Source organism: Methylobacterium sp. 88A, from assembly GCF_000376345.1.
Lineage (GTDB): Bacteria > Pseudomonadota > Alphaproteobacteria > Rhizobiales > Beijerinckiaceae > Methylobacterium > Methylobacterium bullatum.
The window spans coordinates 3,849,071-3,867,865 of sequence record NZ_AQVT01000001.1 but is presented as its reverse complement, the minus strand read 5'-3'; the positions used below and the strand labels follow the sequence as shown (position 1 = coordinate 3,867,865).

Below are 18,795 nucleotides of genomic sequence, written 5' to 3'. Positions count from 1 at the left end.
AAACGATCCGACCGTCCACCCTCACGCCGGCACGCTGCGCGGGGTGTAGACGAAGGGTGTCGCGTCACCGCGCGGGATCAGCCGGGTGGCGGATGCACCGATGATGACCATCGTGGCCATGTCCGCCTTGGTCTCACGCGCCTGCGCCAGGGTGAGGATCCGGATCGCCTCGTCCGGGCGGGAGACCGCGCGGGCGAAGATGACCGGCGTCTCCGGTGCGCGGTGTTCGGCGGCGAGACCGAGCGCGGCCCCGAGCTGCCAGGGTCGGGCCGAGGAGATCGGGTTGTAGAGCGAGATCACGAAATCGGCCCGCAGCACCGCCTTCAACCGGGCGGTGATGACCTCCCAGGGCTTGAGATTGTCCGAGAGGGACATCGCGCAGAAATCGCCGCCGAGGGGCGCGCCGAGGCGGGCGGCGGCCGCCAGCATCGCCGTGATGCCGGGCTCGACCGTGATAGCGAGGTGGCGCCAGGCCGGGTCGCCGGTCTCCACCGCCTCGAAGATCGCCGCCGCCATGGCGAAGACCCCCGGATCGCCGCCGGACACCACCGCGACCCGGCGGCCGGAAGCGGCGAGCCGAAGGGCATGGCCAGCGCGGTCGATCTCGACGCGGTTATCGGTGGCGTGCTTCGTCAGCCCCGGACGATCGGGCACGCGGGCGACGTAGGGGATGTAGCCGATGAGATCCTGCGCCTGTGCCAGCGCCTCGCGCGCCGCCTGGGTGAGGAGACGCGGATCGCCCGGCCCGAGGCCGACGACCGTGACGGAGCCGGTCACGGGCGGCGCCCCTCGCCGGGGACCAGGACCATCGAGAAGTAGGGAGCGTCGTCGTCCGGCTTCTCGGCCAGCGCGATCACCTTCTCGCCGGCCATGGTGCCGCGTTCCACATAGACCGCGCGGTCGAGGAGGCCGGTCTCGGCCAGCGCCTTGCGCACCTTTGGCAGGTGGCGGCCAAGCTTCATGATGACGGCGGCGTCTGTGATGCGCAGGCGCTCCACCAGGGCGTCATGGCCCAGCGTCGCCGGCAGAATGGTCAGCACGTCGTCGCCCCAGGTGATCGGGGTTCCGGCCCTGGTCCAGCAGCCGGACATGCCGGTCACGCCGGGCACCACCTCTACCGGGAAACGGTCCTTCAGGCGGCGCCACAGATGCATGAACGAGCCGTAGAAGAACGGATCGCCCTCCGACAGGATCGCCACGTCCCGCCCGGCCCCGAGATGGTCGGCGATCCGCGTCGCCGCATCGTCGTAGAAGGACGCGAGGGCGGAGACGTACTCGCCATGCTCGGGCGGAAGCTCGGTGGTGTAGGGATAGACCAGCGGCATCTCGCGGGCCGGGTCGCGCATCACCGCGTCGGCGATGGTGCGGGAATTGCCGCGCCGGCCCTTCTTGCAGAAATGCACCAGGATCGGCGCCTCGGCGAGAAGCTTCATGGCGCGCACGGTGAGATAATCCGGGTCGCCCGGTCCCATCCCGACGCCGTAGAGCGTGCCGGTGGTGACCTGTCGCGGGATCTCGGTGATGTCCGCCGGCTCGGCGTGGGGAAGCCGCACGCTCGAATCCATCACTCGATCTCGTTGGCGAGGGCGTTGATCGCGGAGGCGGTCATGGCGCTGCCGCCGCGCCTTCCATGAACGACGATGAAGGGCACCCGCCCGTCGCGGGCGAGGGCTTCCTTGGACTCGGCGGCCCCCACGAAGCCGACGGGGATTCCGATGACCGCCGCCGGCGGGGCGATGCCTTCATCGAGCAGTTCGAGCAGCCGGAACAGGGCGGTAGGGGCGTTGCCGACGGCGACGATGCTGCCGGGAAGATGCTCGCGCCAGAGTTCCATGGCGGCGGCCGTGCGGGTCGTGTTCATCTCGGCGGCGAGGCCGGGCACGCGCGGGTCGGTGAGGGTGCAGATCACCCGGTTGTCGGCGGGAAGACGCGAGCGGGTGACACCGTCGGCGACCATGCGCACATCGCACAGTATCGGTGCCCCGGCCTTGAGCGCAGCCTCGCCGCTGGTGGCGAAATCCTCGGAGGCTTCCACGTCCTTGGGCAGGTCGGTCATGCCGCAGGCATGGATCATCCGCACGACGACGCGTTCGGCGGTGCCGGAGAAGCGGGCGAGGTCGGCCTCGGCGCGGATCATGGCGAAGGAGCGGGCGTAGATCGCCTGTCCGTCGCGCAGATAGTCGAGGCGCGAACTCATGGGGATGTCCTGAAAGCGTGGGCGAGGGGTTCGGGATAGGCCGGATCGGCCCTCCTTACGCGCTCCAGCGCCGCGTCGAAAGTGAGGAGGGCCGCCGGCAACGCATCGGGCCGGCCGTCGACGACGATGCCGTAGAGGCCGTCTTTTCCGACCAGGGTGAGCGAGGCGGCGGCGGGATGGGCGCAGCCCTTGGCGCAGCCCGACACATGGGCCGACAGCCCTCGCGCCGAAAAGGCCTCGAAGGCGTCGGCCAGTCGCGCCGCGTCGACAAGCGTCGTCGTCGAGCCGGAAGCGCAGGCTGGCGCTCCCGGACAGGCGGCAACCGCCCGCCTCGGATCGTCCGGCTCCGTCAAGAAGCCTGCCGCCGCGAGGATGGGTCGCACCGCCTCCGCCGCCGCCGCGTTGGGGGCAACAAGCAGAAACCCCCTCGTCGGCGAGAGCCGCAGGGGCTCCATCCCGAGAATTTCGGTCGCATCGGCGAGGGAGTCCAGGGCGTCCGCCGTGCAGCGGCCGAAGGGTGCGTCGACCAGGATGGCGATGGGCGACGCTTCGCTTGGGGGGGATTCGTGCTGCCCGCGAGCGGTGGAAAGACGTGAGTTCAGGGCAAGTAGGCCAGGACGCGGGAGCGATGCGACGGTCGGGGCCGTTGCAGGGCGCAGGCCGAGACCGAGCGCCAGGCCGCCTCTGTCTGCGGAGGATACATCCCGCATCCGGCGTTGCCCGCTCTCCGCGAGCCGGCGCAGGGCGGCGTCGAGAACAGAATGCACGTCGTCGGCCGGGACATCCCACCAGCCCGCGTCGCCTGCGAGTTGCAACGCCAAGCCCTCCGCCGTGGCGACGAGGTGGCAATCGGGCTGAGCGGCGCCGAGGCAGGTGCCGCGCTCTGCCGCCTCGACGGCGACCAGTGCCTTGGGGGGCAGGCCTGGGATCGCCAGCCCGATCGCCTCGATCGCCCCGGCCAGGGTCGGAATGTCGATGGGCGTCGCTTCGAGGCCGGCGAGCGGCGCGGTCAGGGTGAGCCGCTGCGGCCCGCCGTCGCCACGCACGTCGTTGAGCGCAACTGCGCCGAGAGCCTCCGCGAGGCCGCAGCGGGTTGCCTCGGTGACGCCCCGGACCTGCAGGTTCGCCCGCGCCGTCACGTCGATATGGCCGTTGCCGAAGCGGCGCGCGCCTTCCGCCACCGCCCGCGCCTGCGCCGGCGTGAGGATGCCCAGTGGTGGATGCACGCGGGCAAGCAGCCCGTCTCCCGTCGGCATCGGCCGGGCGAGGCTCGGGCACCAGCCCCGGCGCGCGGGCTCCGGCGAGACGCGGCGCGGCGCGCTCATTCGGCCGCCTCCGGCATCAGCTCGTCGGCGGCCATGGCGTTGCGGCGGGTGGTCCAGAGACCGCGCCGGCGCGCTTCGTCGAACCGTTCGAGGATAGCGCGGGCGGCATCGGGATTGGCCGCGCGCAGGGCATCGAACGTATCGAGATCGGCGATCATCGCGCCGTAGAGTAGGTCGAGATCGGCGTCGGAGATGGCGTCCGTGGCGGCGGCGAGGACGAAGACCGCGTCGATCCCCTGTGCCAGTTCCTGGGCGCCGCGATAGCCGTGGCGCAGCTGCGCCGCGATCCAGCGCGGGTTCGCGAGCTTGGCGCGGATGAGGCGCGCCGCATCCTCGCGGGCGGTGCGCGCCTTGGGCTTTTCCGGGTCGGCCACGTCGAGGCTGTAGAGCGCGGGAGCGCGCCCGCCGAGCGCGGCGGCGGCGGCGGAGAACCCGCCCATGGCATCGGCCGCGGCGTCGCCGTCGAGGAGGTCGCGTTCGGCCACGTCGAAGGCGTGGACATAGGCGTCGGCCTGCGCGACGCGGGCAGCGAAGCCAGCATCGGCCATGTCCTCGGTCCCGCCATAGGCGTGCGAGGTGGCGTCGAGATAGGCTCGGCCGAGATCGTCGCGGCTCTGCCATTGTCCGTCGAGGGCGAGTTCGCCGGCACCGGCGCCGTAGCGGCCTGGTGCTGCGCCGTAGACACGAGCGGGGGCCTCGCCCCGGCGGCGCGCGGCGGCGAGCGGGTTCTCGTCGTCTTCCTCTTCGCGCTCGGCGACGGCAGATGCCGCGCGGGCGAGTAGAGAGAGGGTCTCGGGAAAGGTGTCGCGGAACGCGCCCGAGACACGCAGGGTCACGTCGATGCGCGGCCGGTCGAGAAGTGCCAGCGGCATCACCTCGAAACCGGTGACGCGGGTGGAGGCGTGGTCCCAGGTCGGGCGCACGCCCATGAGTGCCAGGGCATGCGCCACGTCCTCGCCGCCGGTGCGGAGGGTCGGAGAGGCCCAGAGATCCATGACGATGCGGGCCGGGTAGTCGCCCTCGTCCTGCAGGTAGCGCCGCACCACCGCGTCGGCGGCTTTCGCGCCGAGCAGCGTGGCGGCCCGCGTCGGCAGGCTGCGTGGATCCAGCGTGGTGAGGTTGCGCCCCGTGGGCATCACGTCGGTCCGACCGCGCGAGGGCGAGCCGGCGGGGCCGGGGGGAACGAAGCGTCCGTCGAGGGCCGCCAGCAGCCCCTCGCGCTCCGCGGCCGCGCAGGCTTTCAAAGGGTCCGGCGCGTCGTCCGGTGCCGATCCGAACACGTGGAGCCCATCGCGGGTGGTCACCTCGCCGAGGTCGCACAGATGCGCGTCGAGGGCGGTGAGCGCGTCGGCCATGGGCGTGTCGGCGTCGATCCCGACGCCCGACAGAAGGCCGGCATCGGCCGCATCGTCGAGGATCGCGCGGGCGATGATGTCGGCCCGGCGCGGGTCGAGGACGCTGGCCGAGGAATATTCCTCCACGAGTTCGCGTAGCCGCGCGGCCTCGGGGGTCAGGCCGGCGCATTCGGTCTGGGGCGTCAGGTGGCCGAGCGCGATGCCACCGAGCCGACGCTTCACGGGGGCCGCCTCGCCGGGATCGTCGACGATGAAGGGGTAGATCACGGGCAGATGCCCGATCGCCCGCGCCGGCCAGCAGGCCGGCGACAGGGCCACCGCCTTGCCCGGCAGCCATTCGGTGGTGCCGTGGGTGCCGAGATGGATCAGGGCGTCGAACCCTTCCCGCAATCCGAGATGGAAGGCGAGATAAGCATGGGTCGGCGGCTCGTCGGGGTCGTGATAGCCCGCCTTGCGATCCGCCGCCCGGCCACGGTCGGGCTGAAGGAAGACGGCGAGACGTCCTCTCATCCAACCAATGACCTCATCCTGAGGTGCCGCATCAGCGGCCTCGAAGGAGGCTTCCAGATCTCTCTGAGGCAGCTGGAAGCCTCCTTCGAGGCCGGCGCTGCGCTCCGGCACCGCAGGATGAGGTCGTGGGGGGGGAGCAATAGTGGCCACGACCATCGGGAAGCGGAACGCCCCATCGACACAGACCGGGTCGGCCTCCGGCTCGCCCCACCGTTGATCGAGCGTGTCCCGCTCGTCCGGTGACAGTGTGAAGAGCCAGTCGCGATAGGCCGCGAGCGGCACCGCGAAGGTCGGAGCCTCCTTCGTCAGCGCGTGCATCAGAGCGTCCGGCTCCGGCAGGTGGCCCACCGCATAGCCGGCCCGCCGCAGCGTCTCCGTAATGATTCCCGCGCTCGCCGGCGTGTCCAGCCCCACGGCGAAGCCCGCCCGGCCGCCACGGGCAGGGTAGTCGGACAGGACCAGGGCGAGGCGACGCGTTGCGCGCGGCCGGTGTTTCAGCGCCACCCAGGCCGAGGCGCGGTCGGCCAGGGCCGCGATGCCGGCCGGGAAGGGAACGGCGCGGCGCTCGCTGAACCCGTCGAGTTCAGGCCCGTCCTCCTTGAACGAGATCGGGAAACCGGAGAGCCGGCCGTCGAATTCGGGAAGCGCCACCTGCATGGCGAGGTCGGCGGCGTTCATGCCCCGCGCCGAGGCCTCCCAGGCCTCCCGTGAGGCCCCGATCGTGTACGCTTGAAGGATGGGCGCGTCGGCGCCATCGAGGACGAAGCCGCCATCCTCCCGCGCCGAGAAGGCCGTCGCTGCGATGACAATGTCCGGGCTTCGTGCAGCCAGAGCTTCCCGCACGGCATCGAGGGCGAGCGCGTCCTTGAGGCTCGCGACCGCGAGGGTGGCGGCACCGATGCCGCGCTCGCCGAGGGCGGCGATGAGGTCGGCCACGGGCCGGGTGTCGCCGCCGAGCACGGCCGAGCGATAGACCAGGATCAGGGCGAGGGGGCGGTTCTTCCCGGCTGCGGCGAGGGCGGTCTCGTGTGCGACCGGTCCGCAGCCCGGGCACCAGGCGAAGCCGCGCGGCAGGGCGACAGGCGGCAGCGCGTCGACCGCGTGCCCGATCTCCAGGGAGAGGCGCCGGATCATCCGGCGCAGGTTGTCGGACCCGCCCGCGCGGCAATAGCCCTCGAGTGTCTCCACCAGTTCGGGAGCCACCGTCGAGAAGGCGGTGAGGCGGGAATCAGGCTTGTCGCAGCCCGGAATGACGGCGAGCTTAACGCCGTTCGCGCGAGCCGCGGCGGCGGCGCGCTCGACGCCGTAGCGCCAGTAATCGAGGCCACCGAGGCAGCGGATGACCACGACTTTCGACCGCGCGATGACGTTGTCCACGTAGAGATCGACGGACATCGGATGGCGCAGCCGCGCCAGCTTGGCGAGGCGGAGCGTCGGGACGTCGCTCGCCGACGAGTCCCGTGCCGCCGCCTCCCGCTCGGCCGCATGCGCGCCGGCCATGCCGGAGAGGTCGGAGTCGGTGAAGGACAGGAACACGATGTCGCCGGGCGCCTGGCCCAGATCGATGGCGGCTTCGCCTTCGTCGAGGGAGACCGTGTCGATTCGGATCAGATGCATGGGCGGCGCGCCGTCATGGCTGTGCCCTGGAGGACGTCCGCTCGGTCATGGCGCTTCGGCGGCCTCGCCGGCGCCACAGCGCGCGAAGGAGAAGCACGCCGATCAGCACCAGCGGCAGCCAGGGCAGGCCTGCGACGAAGAAGCGCAAGGCCGATCCGGCGCTCGCGCCGAAGGTCTGGCCCGCCTGATCCCAGGCTTCCTCCACGGGGGCGAGGGTACCGGCGCGCGCCTCGTCGGAGCGCATGGCGACGGAGACGAGCTCCGTGTCGACGCGCTGGCTCAGGCCGCGCTGCTTGGCATCGGCTTCCTCGATCTGCGACTGAACCTGCGCCAATTCCTGCGCGATGCGGATCAGATCCTCCACGCGCGGGTCGGGCCGTGCGGCGATCGCATCGAGCCGGGCGCGATAGGCGGTGAGCTGGGCCAAGCGCCGGCCCCCATCCTCAATGGCGTCCGTCAGGTCGTCGGCACGCGTCGACTGGCTCCGGAGCACGACGTCGCCCGTCGCCTCGCCGGGCAGGGGCGACGTGACGAAGGCCATGAAGGGAGCGACGGATTCATGCGGCAGTCGGACCTGGACCTGCGCCTGCGGACGGCCCGCAGGCCTCCGGCCATCGTCGATGGATGCAGCGACGAGGACGCATTTCCGGGCCGCCTCGTTCAGGCAGCGGTCGCGGGCCGCCTCGAAATGCGCGTTCACCCGCTGGGGCGGCAATCCGATGGTCAGCTCGTGGGTATAGGCGAGCTTCGCATCGCCCGTCTGGGCGAGAGGGCGAGCCACCGGAGAAAGGCGTGCCATCGCCCGGCTGTCCGAGGCCTGAAACTCCGGTTTGGGCGGACGTGAATCCGAGCACCCACCGATCGCCGCGAGAGCCGCCAGGCCGGACGCGACCACGAGGCCGCGGCACCCGCGCGCCGGGATCCGTCGGGCGGTCAACGCGCTCACCCCGCCAGGGCGGCTGCCACCGCCCCTTGGTCGAAACCCTTCAGCCCGATGACCACGAGCCGGCCGTCGCGGTTCTCGCTCGCCCGCCAGGGGCGGTCGTAATGATGGGCGATGCGGGCGCCGACGCCCTGGACCACGAGGCGCATCGGCTTGCCGGTGACCTCGGCGAAGCCCTTGATCCGCAGGACGCCGCTGGTCTCAGCGGCGCGGGCGACGCGGGCGGCCAGATCCTCGGCGCTCGCCGTGGCAGGCACGGCAATGGCCACGGAGTCGAAATCGTCGTGATCGTGATCCTCGCCCTCGCCGTGATGGGAGGGGCGGGCGTCGAGATCGTCCTCGGCGGCGGCGCCGAGACCGAGGATCACGCGCGGATCGAGGCGGCCATGCTCGGACTCGACCATCTTCACCGCGCGCGGCAGCTGGCGCTCCACCTCGGCGCGGACCTTGGCCTTTCCGGCCTCGTCGAGGAGGTCGGCCTTGTTCATGACCACGAGATCGGCGCAGAGGAGCTGGTCCTCGAACACCTCTTCCAGCGGGTTGTCGTGATCGACGCTGGCATCGTCGGCGCGCTGTGCGGCGAGGGCCGCCGGATCGTCGGCGAAGAAGCCGGCCGCCACGGCCGGTCCGTCGATCACCGCGATCACCCCGTCCACGGTCACCCGCGAGCGGATCGCCGGCCAGTGGAAGGCCTGGACCAGGGGCTTCGGCAGAGCGAGGCCGGACGTCTCGATGAGGATGTGCTCGGGCGGGTCGGCCCGGTCGAGCAGCTTGTTCAGGGCCGGCACGAAATCGTCCGCCACGGTGCAGCAGATGCAGCCATTGGCCAGTTCCACGATGTCCTCGTCCTGGCAACCCTCGATGCCGCAGGCGGCCAGGAACGATCCGTCGAAACCGATATCGCCGAACTCGTTGACGATGATGGCGAGCCGACGACCGCCGGCATTCTCCACGAGGTGACGCACGAGGGTCGTCTTGCCGGCTCCGAGGAAGCCGGTGACGATGGTGCAGGGGATCTTCTCGACGATGCTCATTCGGCGGCGTCCGGAATTCTGTCCGCGCGCGGCGGAGGAAACGGGGGAATGCGGGCGACGACGCCTTTGCGGAACGCTTCCGGCCGTGCCTTCCAGGGCACGATGCCGTCGGGCGTCTCCGCGTACAGGCCGATGCCCGCGAGGATGGTTCTGGCCGATTCGACCGGGTCGAGATCGCCGTAGACGTAGGTCCAGCGGCCTTCGGACGCCACGGCGACCGTGCAGGGGCGCTTGCAGACCGAGAGGCACTCCACGCTCTCGACGGCGATGCCCTCGATCGCTGCTTCCGTCACCGCATCGAGCAACGCCGAGACGAGGCGGGCCCCGGCGCGGGGCTCGGACGTGTCGCCGGCCGTGCGACAGGTGGCGCAGACGTAGAGTACGACCGCGCTGCCGGCCGGGATGTCCTCGTCAGGCATGCGACGTCGCCGGGTTCTTGCGCCCGACGCTGTTCCAGGCCCAGCCGAAGGCGAGGCCGATCACCGCCCAGAACACGAAGGCGATGCCCAGCGACCGAGCGGCGAATTGGGCTGCGTAGCCCGGGGGCAGGGCGGAGGCGGTGTGGCTCGTCTCCGGAGCGCCTGCCAGATGCGGTGCGACGAGGAGCACGATCCCTCCGGCGATGGCGATGGAGGAGCGGCGGATCGCGATGAGGTAGAGCCCCATGGCGGTGGCGGCCGCAGTCATGATCCACCAGAACTGGCGTTCGGCGAGCGGAGCCGCCTCCATGCCGGGCAATTCCGGCGGCAGGCCGAGGGCCGGGGCGAGCGCCACGGCGAGGAACCCCGCGATGGCGAAGCGCAGGCCGGTTTCCGGGCTCGGCTCGCGCCCGCAGGCGATGAGAGCCGCGCCCAGCAACAGGGCATAGCCGACGCCGCCGACCAGGGTCGCGAGGGCGGTGAAGACCATACGGGGCAGGCCGGGCCCGGGCTGCCAGGCCGGTGCGACCTCGCCGCCTTCGACACCGTCCGTCTTGCCACCATGGTCGTGGCCCGAATGGACGGGCACGATGAGGGAGGCCGGCGAGGCGCCGCGCGGCATCCACTGCGCGGCCGGCGCAGTGGCTTCGCCGCTCTCGTAACGCTCGGCCGCGATGATCAGCGGCGAGGTGAGGGCGAACTGCAAGCCCGTGGCGACGACAGCCGCCAGGAAGCCGGCGACCAGGGCCGCCGACACGAGTCGGATCATCATGGAATCAGGTCCTGACTGAGCGCGTGGCGGTCAGTGGCAGGGGAAATTCTGGGCGTGCCGGAAATCGTGGGCCGCGTTGTGCAGCGCCATCGCCGGGGCAAAGCCGGCCATGAAGACGAGCCCGAGGCCGAGGAAAGCGGCCATGAGCACCGCGCCGAGACGCTCGTTGCTGCGGGTGCCGGTGAGGACGAGGGTGTTGGTGGTCATCGTGTCAGGTCTCCGGCCGCCCCGCCGGCGGCGTTCGAGGATCGAGCGGGAGGACGATGTGGTCCCCTTCGGATGGCAGGTCTCCTGGCTCGCGGGTCATCCGGTCCTGCCGCCTTCCCGGATCGCTCCAGTGGCCGATGGCAGGCCCGTCTCCGCTCACAGTTGCGGGGGCAGCTGCGGTTTCAGGCGCGAGCCCTCACCGCATTCCCTTTTCACCCCGTCGCCGGGGCACCGTCCGAACCTCGCTTCTACGCGCTCGCGCGACCGCTGACAACGCGCCGCCAAAGCGTTTTACCGCCTTTGACGGGGCAGGGCGGTTTCGCGCTAAAGGGAGCCATGCGGCAGCCTTCCCCAAGAATGACACTGGTCCTCGGCGGCGCGCGCTCGGGCAAGAGCCTGCACGCCGAGCGCCTGATCGAAGCCTGCCCCGCGCCGTGGCTCTATCTCGCCACCGCGCAGGCCTGGGACGACGAGATGCGCGAGCGCGTCGCCCTTCACCGGTCGCGCCGCTCGCCCGATTGGATCACGCGGGACGTGCCGATCGACCTGGCCGAGGCCGTCGCTGCGGCGACCGGGCCGGTGCTGGTCGATTGCCTGACCCTGTGGCTCACCAACCTGATCCTGTCCGAGGCCGATACCGAGGCGGCGAGCGCCGCGCTGATCGAGGCCTGCGGCAGTGCGCCTGGCCCGGTGGTGCTGGTGGGCAACGAGGTCGGGCTCGGTATCGTGCCGGACAACGCGCTGGCCCGCCGCTTCCGCGACGCGGCCGGGCGCCTGCACCAGCGCCTCGCCGCACGGGCCGACCATGTGGTGTTCATGGTGGCGGGACTGCCGATGATCGTGAAACCCCAACCCGGAGCAGCCGCATGAGCGAGTCAGACACGAACGACCCGGAGGCCGACCGTCACCGCGAAAAGATGGAGAAGCGCAAAGCTGTGCAGGACGCCGAGGTCGCGGGCAAGACGATCGAGAAGGGCCTTCTCATCGTCAATACCGGCCCCGGCAAGGGCAAGACCACGGCCGGGCTCGGCCTCCTCCTGCGCGCCTTGGGCCATGGCTGGCGGGTCGGCGTGGTCCAGTTCATCAAGGGCGCCTGGGACACCGGCGAGAAGCACGCGCTGAAGGCTTTCGGCGACCAGATCGAATGGCATACGCTCGGCGAGGGCTTCACCTGGGAGACCCAGGACAAAGCCCGCGACATCGCGGCGGCCGAGCATGCCTGGGCCAAGGCCGAGGAATTGATGGCCGACCCGACCATCCGCCTCGTCCTCCTCGACGAGCTCAACATCGCCTTGCGCTACGATTACCTGCCCATCGACGCCGTGGTGGCGGCCTTCCGGGCGCGGCGGCCCGATCTCCACGTCATCGTCACGGGGCGCAACGCCAAGCCGGCCCTCATCGAGGCCGCCGACCTCGTCACCGAGATGGGCAGCGTGAAGCACCATTTCGCCGCCGGGGTGAAGGCGCAGGAGGGGATCGAGTTCTGACTACTGGGCGCGGTCAGGCCCCAGCGCCGACCGGCTGGTTCTCGTGGAGGACGAGCTTCAGCGTGGCGACGAAATCCTCCAGGGCGGTGCGATCGAGGTCGCGCTGCAAGGCCCCGTGGGCGACGGCGTTGCGCAGGTTCGCGATGGGACGAAGACGATCCGCCTCGTCCGGCGTCACGATGCCTTCGCCCGCGAGCTGCTCGATCAGCCGTGCGGGCGATTGAGAGTGTGACAGGCGGTTCGGAATCAAGGCCCGCCCGATGGCTTCGAAGGTCGACCAGCCTAGCAGCAGAGCCGCTTCCATCTGGCCGGCCGCGATGAGGGCCTCGACCTTCGTAATCGTGCGGTCGATGATGTCTGGCGTCACGCCGTCGATGGCGGGCACGCCGCCGCCGGAGCGGGCGTAGTAGATCCGAAGCTCCCAATCGGTGACACCGAGGAACCGGTCAGCGACCCTTTTCCGGCTTCCGGATCGCGTGCCATCCCGTACGATTTCGATCGCCAGATTCTTTGGTTTGCCAAGCGCGATGGCGTCTGGAACGTAGTCGCCCATGAAGGAGGGCAGAAGCTGGCGTGAAGGGTGAGTATAGACCTCGTAGCCGGCATCCGTAAGTGCCGGGATGATGAGGTCGAGGACCGGCCGTTCTGATTCCATGCCGCTCATGCCAGTTCCTCGAAGGGATCGTCCGAAAGCCTTACGTATAGGATCGGCTTCTGTGCCGACAGAGCCGCCGCCAGGACTGGGCTCGGCTGCGTGAAAGAAAACACCCGCTGCGGTTCGAACTTCTGGATGACTACCCGTTCGATCTGGGAATCATCCATGTAGATATGCTGGTTGAGGGCATCGAGAACCAGTTTGACGATATTGTCCACGTCGCCCTGCACGGGGCCGACCGGGAAGTAGAACAGCGTCACGGCGAGTTTGCCCTCGCAGGCGAAGTGGTTCTCGGGCAAAGAGCCGTCGCTTGCTGCCCGGACCTTCTGCTTCCACTGCGATTTGGAACTCGGTCGGGCCGATTGGAACGAGACCGGTGTGCCGCTGACGAGGAACTCGATGGGAAAGATGAGCTCCACGAGAGATCACCTAGCGTCGCGGGCTTCGGTCCCGCAACTTATGCACGGCTTCGTCAACGTGTATAGTATGATTCTAAATCGCCCTTGGGTTGTGTCTCGTCGCTGCTTCCGGCGCTGCCTCGTTCCTCTCACGATTTTTTTGTCCGGTGCCGGTGCGGCATCCGCCCAATCCGTCACGTCCTGGCCGGACACCTATCTCGGCCGGGTCGAGGCGCTGGCGGTGATGGAGGGGCTGAATGCGCGGCTCCTGGCGGGCCGCAGCGCCACGGTGACCCTCGAAGGCTGGTGCTCCGAGCACGGCATGGCGACGGACCCGCGGCTCACGGCGACCCTCCTGCGCGATGTGGACAAGCCCGCCTCGGAGGAGACGCGTCGCCGCCTCGCCGCCGGACCCGACACCGTCCTGAAATATCGCCGGGTCCGGCTCGCCTGCGGCGACCACGTTCTGTCGGAGGCCGACAATTGGTACGTGCCGGAGCGGCTGACCCCGGAGATGAACCGCCTGCTCGAGACCACGGACACGCCGTTCGGCAGGGCGGTCCAGGCGTTGGGCACCACCCGCCAGACCATCGGGGCGGACCGTCTCTGGCAGCCCTTGCCGCCCGGGTGGGATCAAGCGGTCCCGCCGGATCCCGCCTGCGCGCCGCTCGCGATTCCGGACCGGCTGTTCAGCCATCGCGCCGTGCTGTTCACGGCCGAGCGGGTGCCGTTCTCGGAGGTGGTCGAGACCTACGCCTCCGCCATCCTCGATTTCCGCCGGGCCGCGCGGCCTGCCGATCCCGCCTGCGGCGCCGGCCCGCCGTCGCGGCCCTGACGCGGCCGTGCTAGGGCTCGCCGGCGCCCCTCGGCACACCGGACGAGACCCGATCGCATGACCGCCCGCGCCTTCATGATCCAGGGCACCGGCTCGGATGTCGGCAAATCGCTGATCGTGGCCGGCCTGTGCCGCGCCTTCACGCGGCGAGGCCTCGCCGTGCGGCCGTTCAAGCCGCAGAACATGTCGAACAACGCGGCCGTTACCGCCGATGGCGGCGAGATCGGCCGGGCCCAGGCGCTGCAGGCGCGGGCCTGCGGGGTGGCGCCCTCCATCCACATGAATCCGGTCCTGCTGAAGCCCCAGAGCGAGACCGGCTCCCAGGTGGTGGTGCAGGGACGGATGGTCGGCACCGCGAAGGCCCGAGACTATCAGGCCTGGAAGCCGCGCCTGCTGGCTTCCGTGCTGGAGAGTTTTTCACACTTGAAGGCTCAGGCCGATCTCGTGATCGTGGAGGGCGCCGGTTCGGCCTCCGAGGTGAATCTGCGGCGCGGCGACATCGCCAATATGGGTTTCGCGCGGGCCGCCGACACGCCGGTGATCCTGCTCGGCGATATCGACCGGGGCGGCGTCATCGCCAGTCTCGTCGGCACCAAGGCTGTGATCGACGCGGCGGATGCGGCCATGATCGCCGGTTTTCTCGTCAACCGCTTTCGCGGCGATCCCAGCCTGTTCGCCGACGGCATGGACATCGTCGCCGCGGCGACCGGCTGGCCCGCCCTTGGGCTCGTGCCGCATTTCCCCGAGGCCGCGCGCCTGCCCGCCGAGGATGCGCTCGGCCTCGCCGGTTCCGCCTCATCCGGCCGGACGCGCATCCGCGTCGCCGTGCCGGTCCTGCCGCGCATCGCCAATTTCGACGACCTCGATCCGCTACGGGCGGAGCCGGAGGTGGAGGTCGTGCTGGTCCGGCCCGGCGAGGCGATTCCGGGCGACGTCGCCCTCGTGCTGCTGCCGGGGTCGAAGACCACGATCGACGACCTCGACGCCCTGCGCCGCGAGGGATGGGACATCGACATCCGCGCGCATCTGCGCCGGGGCGGCCACGTGCTCGGGCTCTGCGGCGGCTACCAGATGCTGGGCCGGACGTTGAGCGACCCGCACGGGATCGAGGGCGAGCCGCGCAGTGTCGCCGGACTCGGCCTGCTCGACGTCGAGACGGTGATGACGCCGCTGAAGCGGCTCGAAGCGGTGAGCGGCCGGACGCTGGCCGACGATCTGCCGTTCAACGGCTACGAGATGCATGTGGGCGACACGGCCGGTCCGGACACGGTGACGCCGCTGCTGCGCTTCGCCGACGGGCGGACGGACGGCGCCGTCTCGGGCGACGGGCGGGTCAGCGGCACCTATGTCCACGGCCTCTTCTCCGACGACCGGCAGCGGGCCGCCTGGCTCGCGCGCCTCGGTGCGGCGTCTGACGGCCATTCCTACGAAAGCGGGGTCGAGCGCGTCCTTGACGAATTGGCGCGACACATCGAGGCCCATGTCGATTGCGACCGCCTGCTGGCGCTGGCGCGTTAGCGGTTTTGCGGCGTAGGCTCGCCCCGTAAGACCCCCGTTCGAGGGGCGAGCCTCGAGGAAACCGACGATGACGCCGCCGCCCCCGCAGGTCGATGCGCGCCTCGCGCACGATACGGTCAGAACCGTCACGCTGCGGCTGATGCCGCTCCTTGGGCTGATGTACCTGATCGCCTATATCGACCGGCAGAACATCTCCTATGCCAAGCTCCAGATGGTCGGCGACCTATCCTTGAGTGAGACCGCCTATGGGCTCGGGGCGTCGCTGTTCTTCCTTGGCTATTTCCTGTTCGAGGTTCCCGCGAACGTCATCCTAGAGCGGGTCGGCGCGCGGCGCTGGTTTGCCCGGATCATGCTGACCTGGGGCGTGATCACGATCCTGCTCGGCTTCACCCAGAACACGGCGATGTTCTACATCCTGCGCTTCCTCCTCGGTGTGGCGGAGGCGGGGTTCTTCCCCGGCGTGCTGTTCGCGCTCACCCTGTGGTTTCCGCAATCGCACCGGGCCCGTATGATCGGCTGGTTCATGATCGCGAGCGCGCTCGCCAACGCGGTCGGCGCGGCCATCGGCGGCGCCCTCCTCGATCTCGACGGTCTCCTCGGCCTCAAGGGATGGCAATGGGTCTTCGTGGCGACGGGTATTCCGGCCCTGATCCTCGCCGTGGTGGTCCTGCGTATCCTGCCCGACGGGCCGGAACAGGCGCCGTGGCTGTCTCGCGAGGGGCGCGACTGGCTGGCCCGCACCCTTGCCTTCGAGCGCGAAACCGGGGGACAGGTGGAGCACGGAAACCCCTTTGCCGCGCTCCTCGACCGACGGGTCTGGATGCTGGCCTCGGTCTACATCGCCTTCCCCCTGGCGGCCTATGGCTTGAGCTACTGGCTACCCACCGTGGTCCGGAGCTTCGAGGTGTCGAACACCGTGAACGGCTTCATCAACATCATCCCCTGGCTGATCACGGCCGTCGCCCTGTGGTGGGTGCCGCGCCGGGCGGCCCGCTCGGGCGACCAGGTCTGGCACGTGGTGGTGCCGGGCCTCGTCGCAGCGCTCGCATTGGTGCTCAGCGTGGTGCTGCCGGGGGCGGTGCTGAAATTCGCCTGCCTCTGCGTGGCGGCGGCGGGGGTGTTCTCGGCCCAGCCTGTGTTCTGGTCCCTGCCCGCCACTTTCCTGAAGGGGGCGAGCGCCGCCGCCGGCATCGCCGCCATCAACTCGGTCGGCAATCTCGGCGGCTTCATCTCCCAGAATGCCGTGCCCTTCATCCGCGACCGCACCGGCAGCGACCTCGTCCCCATGTTCTTCCTGGCCGCCTGCCTCGCATGCGGCTCGAGCCTGATGTTCCTGGTGCTGTCCGCCCTGCGCCGGGACGCGGCGCGCCGGGGCGACGTCATCGCGCCGCGTCCGGCCTGACCCCTCAGGGCAGTGTGTATTCGAGCGGCCCGCCATCCTTGACGCTGTCGAACATGACGAGGATGCGCTTGTCGCCCAGCACCGCGACACCTTCCGCCTTGGCGCCCTTTTCCGCCCCGGTGAGACGTCCGATCGGCTCGAGCTTGGCGTTGACGGACGCGCCGGCTGCGAACAGGCTGTAGGGCACGTCGGTTTGTCCTTGAGCCGGCCCGGTGAGGACGAGGAGCCGCCCGTCGGGCAGTATGGCGAGATCGCGGATCCCGGCCCCGCGGCCGACGGAGAGCGGGATCACCTGCGGGGCCGCCTTGAGCGGCTCGTGCCCCTGCGCGAACAGAGCTCCCACATCCGCCTCGACGACGAAGGTCTTGCCGTCATGGGACGGCGCGCGCAGCCCGGCGAACAGCCGCGTCCCGTCGACGGCGACCCCCTCGATGTTGAGGCCGTTGGGCGTCGCGTCGCCGTCATCGGTCTGGAGATCCTGCGTGTAGTAGGCGCTGACGGTCTCTGCCAGACCGAGTGCATCACCCAGGCGGTAAGTGGTCTCCACCGCATCCGGTCCCGCCGGCTCGCCGTTCGCGTCGACTCGGATGCGCGCCAGCACGAAGGTGGAGAGCTTGAACTTCGCCTTGCCGCGCGAGCAACCGTGCGAGCCGACCACGTAGAAGTAGGGAGCCGCATAGGCCACGCCTTCGCCGTCGAGATCGTCGAACTTGCCCTCTCCGCCGGAGCATCCGTTCTTCGAGGGCGGGGTTCCCAGCGTGTTCGGGCTCGGTCCCCCGCCGACGAGGTCGATATCGGCGCCTGGCGTGATCGTATGCCCCTCGATGGTGATGAACTGCGCGCCGGTATTCTCGTCGTTGACCACGAGGCAGCGGCGCTTGCCGTCCTTCTGCGGCATGCAGGCGATGCCGCTGATGTCTTTGGCGGGTTTGCCGTTTTTGCCGTTCAGACCGGACGTCATCGTGTAGGGCGGGTCCACCGGAACGAGGTCTCGCATGACGCCTCCCGCCGCGAGAGCCGGCGCAGCGGCTCCGTGGAAAAGCAGGATCGCCAGAAGACCAGTCCGTATCATTGCCCGCCCGCCCATAGGAATGTGAGTGATCTCAATTATATCAAAACAACCTTGAGTATAGATGCGCTGAGGACGATACATCCGAAAAGTATCGCGCAGGCGATGCGGTACAAGGCCAGCGCCCGTTCCAAATCGCGCGGACCCGCCTCCGCCCGGCCATTGCCCATCCAGGCATCGTCCACGATATCGGCGCCGTACATGCGCGGCCCCGCCAGCCTCAGACCAAGCGCGCCCGCCATCGCCGCCTCGGGCCAGCCGGCATTGGGCGAGCGGTGACGGCCCGCATCGCGCCGGACGGCGTGGAACGCCCCCGCCGCCGAAGCTCCGGGATGGAGGAGGCACGCCGCTACGATCAACCCCGCCGAGAGCCGCGAGGCCGGGAGGTTCACGAGATCGTCGAGGCGGGCCGAGGCCCAGCCATAGGCCTCGTGTCGGGGCGTGCGGTGGCCGATCATGCTGTCGGCGGTGTTGATCGCCTTGTAGAGCGCCCCTCCCGGTAGGCCGCCGATCCCGATCCAGAATGCCGGGGCCACGATGCCGTCGGAGAAGTTCTCCGACAGGCTCTCGATGGCGGCGCGGCAGATGCCGGCTTCGTCGAGGCTCTCCGGGTTGCGCCCGACGATCATCGAGACCTCGCGCCGCCCGCCCGCCAGCCCTTCGGTGCGTAGGCCCCTGGCGACGCGGGCCACATGGTCGTGGAGGCTGCGTTGTGCCGGCAGACTCGCGCAGGCGAGGCCGAGGAGCAGCATGGCCGGGATTTGACCCGCAGCGGCGGCGAGCGCCGTTCCCGCGATGGACACTGCCGCGACCGCTCCCAGGAGGATGAGGAGACCGAGGATCCCCGCCGCGCGCCGCCGTCTCCCGCCGCCCGTATTGAGCGTCCGGTCGAGCCAGCCGATCAGACGGCCGATCCAGGTGACAGGATGGCCCAGCGCCCTGTAGAGCCGGTCCGGATAGCCCGCCGCCGCCTCGATGGCGAGGGCGAGACCCAGCACCACGAGCGTGTCCGGCGGATGGGCGAGGGCGGTCCAGGTCATCTGTTCGGGAAT

At 70.1% G+C, this 18,795-nt stretch carries 19 protein-coding genes and 1 riboswitch; of the genes, 5 read left to right on the top strand and 14 right to left on the bottom strand.

Annotation, left to right across the window (positions count from 1 at the left end; genetic code table 11):
- Window positions 1-21: 21 nt before the first annotated feature.
- From cobJ to A3OM_RS0118470, 10 genes are all read right to left on the bottom strand, one after another.
- Window positions 22-777, bottom strand: a complete 756-nt coding sequence (cobJ, locus tag A3OM_RS0118515; RefSeq protein ID WP_018045270.1) for a precorrin-3B C(17)-methyltransferase — start codon at window positions 775-777, stop codon at window positions 22-24.
- On the bottom strand, window positions 774-1,565 hold the full coding sequence (locus A3OM_RS0118510; protein ID WP_018045269.1) for a precorrin-2 C(20)-methyltransferase: 792 nt from the start codon (window positions 1,563-1,565) through the stop codon (window positions 774-776). The genes cobJ and A3OM_RS0118510 overlap by 4 nt, the downstream gene beginning before the upstream one ends.
- A complete protein-coding gene (locus tag A3OM_RS0118505) occupies window positions 1,565-2,197 on the bottom strand; it encodes a precorrin-8X methylmutase (RefSeq protein ID WP_018045268.1) in 633 nt (210 codons plus the stop codon). Before A3OM_RS0118505 ends, A3OM_RS0118510 begins: the two co-directional genes overlap by 1 nt.
- Window positions 2,194-3,522, bottom strand: coding sequence for a hypothetical protein (locus A3OM_RS0118500; RefSeq protein WP_018045267.1), 1,329 nt, complete (start codon window positions 3,520-3,522; stop codon window positions 2,194-2,196). Before A3OM_RS0118500 ends, A3OM_RS0118505 begins: the two co-directional genes overlap by 4 nt.
- On the bottom strand, window positions 3,519-7,004 hold the full coding sequence (cobN, locus tag A3OM_RS0118495; RefSeq protein WP_018045266.1) for a cobaltochelatase subunit CobN: 3,486 nt from the start codon (window positions 7,002-7,004) through the stop codon (window positions 3,519-3,521). Before cobN ends, A3OM_RS0118500 begins: the two co-directional genes overlap by 4 nt.
- Window positions 7,005-7,017: 13 nt before the next feature.
- Window positions 7,018-7,803, bottom strand: coding sequence for a DUF4349 domain-containing protein (locus A3OM_RS0118490; RefSeq protein ID WP_245257803.1), 786 nt, complete (start codon window positions 7,801-7,803; stop codon window positions 7,018-7,020).
- A 143-nt stretch (window positions 7,804-7,946) separates the two neighbouring features.
- On the bottom strand, window positions 7,947-8,981 hold the full coding sequence (gene cobW, locus A3OM_RS0118485; RefSeq protein WP_018045264.1) for a cobalamin biosynthesis protein CobW: 1,035 nt from the start codon (window positions 8,979-8,981) through the stop codon (window positions 7,947-7,949).
- Window positions 8,978-9,400, bottom strand: coding sequence for a DUF1636 domain-containing protein (locus tag A3OM_RS0118480; RefSeq protein WP_018045263.1), 423 nt, complete (start codon window positions 9,398-9,400; stop codon window positions 8,978-8,980). The genes cobW and A3OM_RS0118480 overlap by 4 nt, the downstream gene beginning before the upstream one ends.
- Window positions 9,393-10,172, bottom strand: coding sequence for a CbtA family protein (locus A3OM_RS0118475; RefSeq protein WP_018045262.1), 780 nt, complete (start codon window positions 10,170-10,172; stop codon window positions 9,393-9,395). The genes A3OM_RS0118480 and A3OM_RS0118475 overlap by 8 nt, the downstream gene beginning before the upstream one ends.
- A 30-nt stretch (window positions 10,173-10,202) precedes the next feature.
- Window positions 10,203-10,379 carry a CbtB-domain containing protein gene (locus tag A3OM_RS0118470; RefSeq protein ID WP_018045261.1) on the bottom strand — a complete coding sequence of 59 codons (177 nt, stop codon included), beginning with the start codon at window positions 10,377-10,379 and terminating at the stop codon, window positions 10,203-10,205.
- Between the two features lie 56 nt (window positions 10,380-10,435).
- A riboswitch (cobalamin riboswitch) is annotated at window positions 10,436-10,630 on the bottom strand.
- A gap of 106 nt (window positions 10,631-10,736) precedes the next feature.
- Between A3OM_RS0118470 and cobU the strand changes: the two genes are divergently transcribed.
- Together cobU and cobO are read left to right on the top strand one after the other, a co-directional pair.
- Entirely contained in the window at window positions 10,737-11,249 is a 513-nt protein-coding gene (gene cobU, locus A3OM_RS0118465; RefSeq protein WP_018045260.1) for a bifunctional adenosylcobinamide kinase/adenosylcobinamide-phosphate guanylyltransferase, read from the top strand.
- The gene (cobO, locus tag A3OM_RS0118460; RefSeq protein ID WP_018045259.1) at window positions 11,246-11,866 is read left to right on the top strand and encodes a cob(I)yrinic acid a,c-diamide adenosyltransferase; all 621 of its coding nucleotides are present in this window, start codon (window positions 11,246-11,248) and stop codon (window positions 11,864-11,866) included. The genes cobU and cobO overlap by 4 nt, the downstream gene beginning before the upstream one ends.
- A gap of 13 nt (window positions 11,867-11,879) precedes the next feature.
- Here the strand turns inward: cobO and A3OM_RS0118455 are convergent, their stop codons facing one another.
- On the bottom strand, window positions 11,880-12,521 hold the full coding sequence (locus A3OM_RS0118455; RefSeq protein WP_157196507.1) for a hypothetical protein: 642 nt from the start codon (window positions 12,519-12,521) through the stop codon (window positions 11,880-11,882).
- A gap of 5 nt (window positions 12,522-12,526) precedes the next feature.
- Complete coding sequence (locus tag A3OM_RS0118450; RefSeq protein WP_018045257.1) at window positions 12,527-12,940, bottom strand: RusA family crossover junction endodeoxyribonuclease; 414 nt, start codon at window positions 12,938-12,940, stop codon at window positions 12,527-12,529.
- Window positions 12,941-13,079: 139 nt separating this feature from the next.
- On the opposite strand from A3OM_RS0118450, the gene A3OM_RS24305 reads away from it, so the two are divergent.
- The 3 genes from A3OM_RS24305 to A3OM_RS0118435 all read left to right on the top strand — a co-directional run bounded on the left by A3OM_RS24305 (window position 13,080) and on the right by A3OM_RS0118435 (window position 16,674).
- A complete protein-coding gene (locus A3OM_RS24305; protein WP_018045256.1) occupies window positions 13,080-13,754 on the top strand; it encodes a hypothetical protein in 675 nt (224 codons plus the stop codon).
- A 57-nt stretch (window positions 13,755-13,811) separates the two neighbouring features.
- Window positions 13,812-15,272 (top strand): cobyric acid synthase, encoded by a 1,461-nt coding sequence (locus A3OM_RS0118440; protein WP_018045255.1) that lies wholly within the window; start codon window positions 13,812-13,814, stop codon window positions 15,270-15,272.
- Window positions 15,273-15,339: 67 nt separating this feature from the next.
- Window positions 15,340-16,674, top strand: coding sequence for an MFS transporter (locus A3OM_RS0118435; protein ID WP_018045254.1), 1,335 nt, complete (start codon window positions 15,340-15,342; stop codon window positions 16,672-16,674).
- Window positions 16,675-16,678: 4 nt separating this feature from the next.
- Here A3OM_RS0118435 and A3OM_RS0118430 read toward each other — a convergent pair whose 3' ends face one another.
- Together A3OM_RS0118430 and cbiB are read right to left on the bottom strand one after the other, a co-directional pair.
- The gene (locus A3OM_RS0118430) at window positions 16,679-17,671 is read right to left on the bottom strand and encodes a DUF3616 domain-containing protein (protein ID WP_018045253.1); all 993 of its coding nucleotides are present in this window, start codon (window positions 17,669-17,671) and stop codon (window positions 16,679-16,681) included.
- Between the two features lie 110 nt (window positions 17,672-17,781).
- On the bottom strand, window positions 17,782-18,783 hold the full coding sequence (cbiB, locus tag A3OM_RS0118425; protein ID WP_018045252.1) for an adenosylcobinamide-phosphate synthase CbiB: 1,002 nt from the start codon (window positions 18,781-18,783) through the stop codon (window positions 17,782-17,784).
- Window positions 18,784-18,795 lie beyond the last annotated feature (12 nt).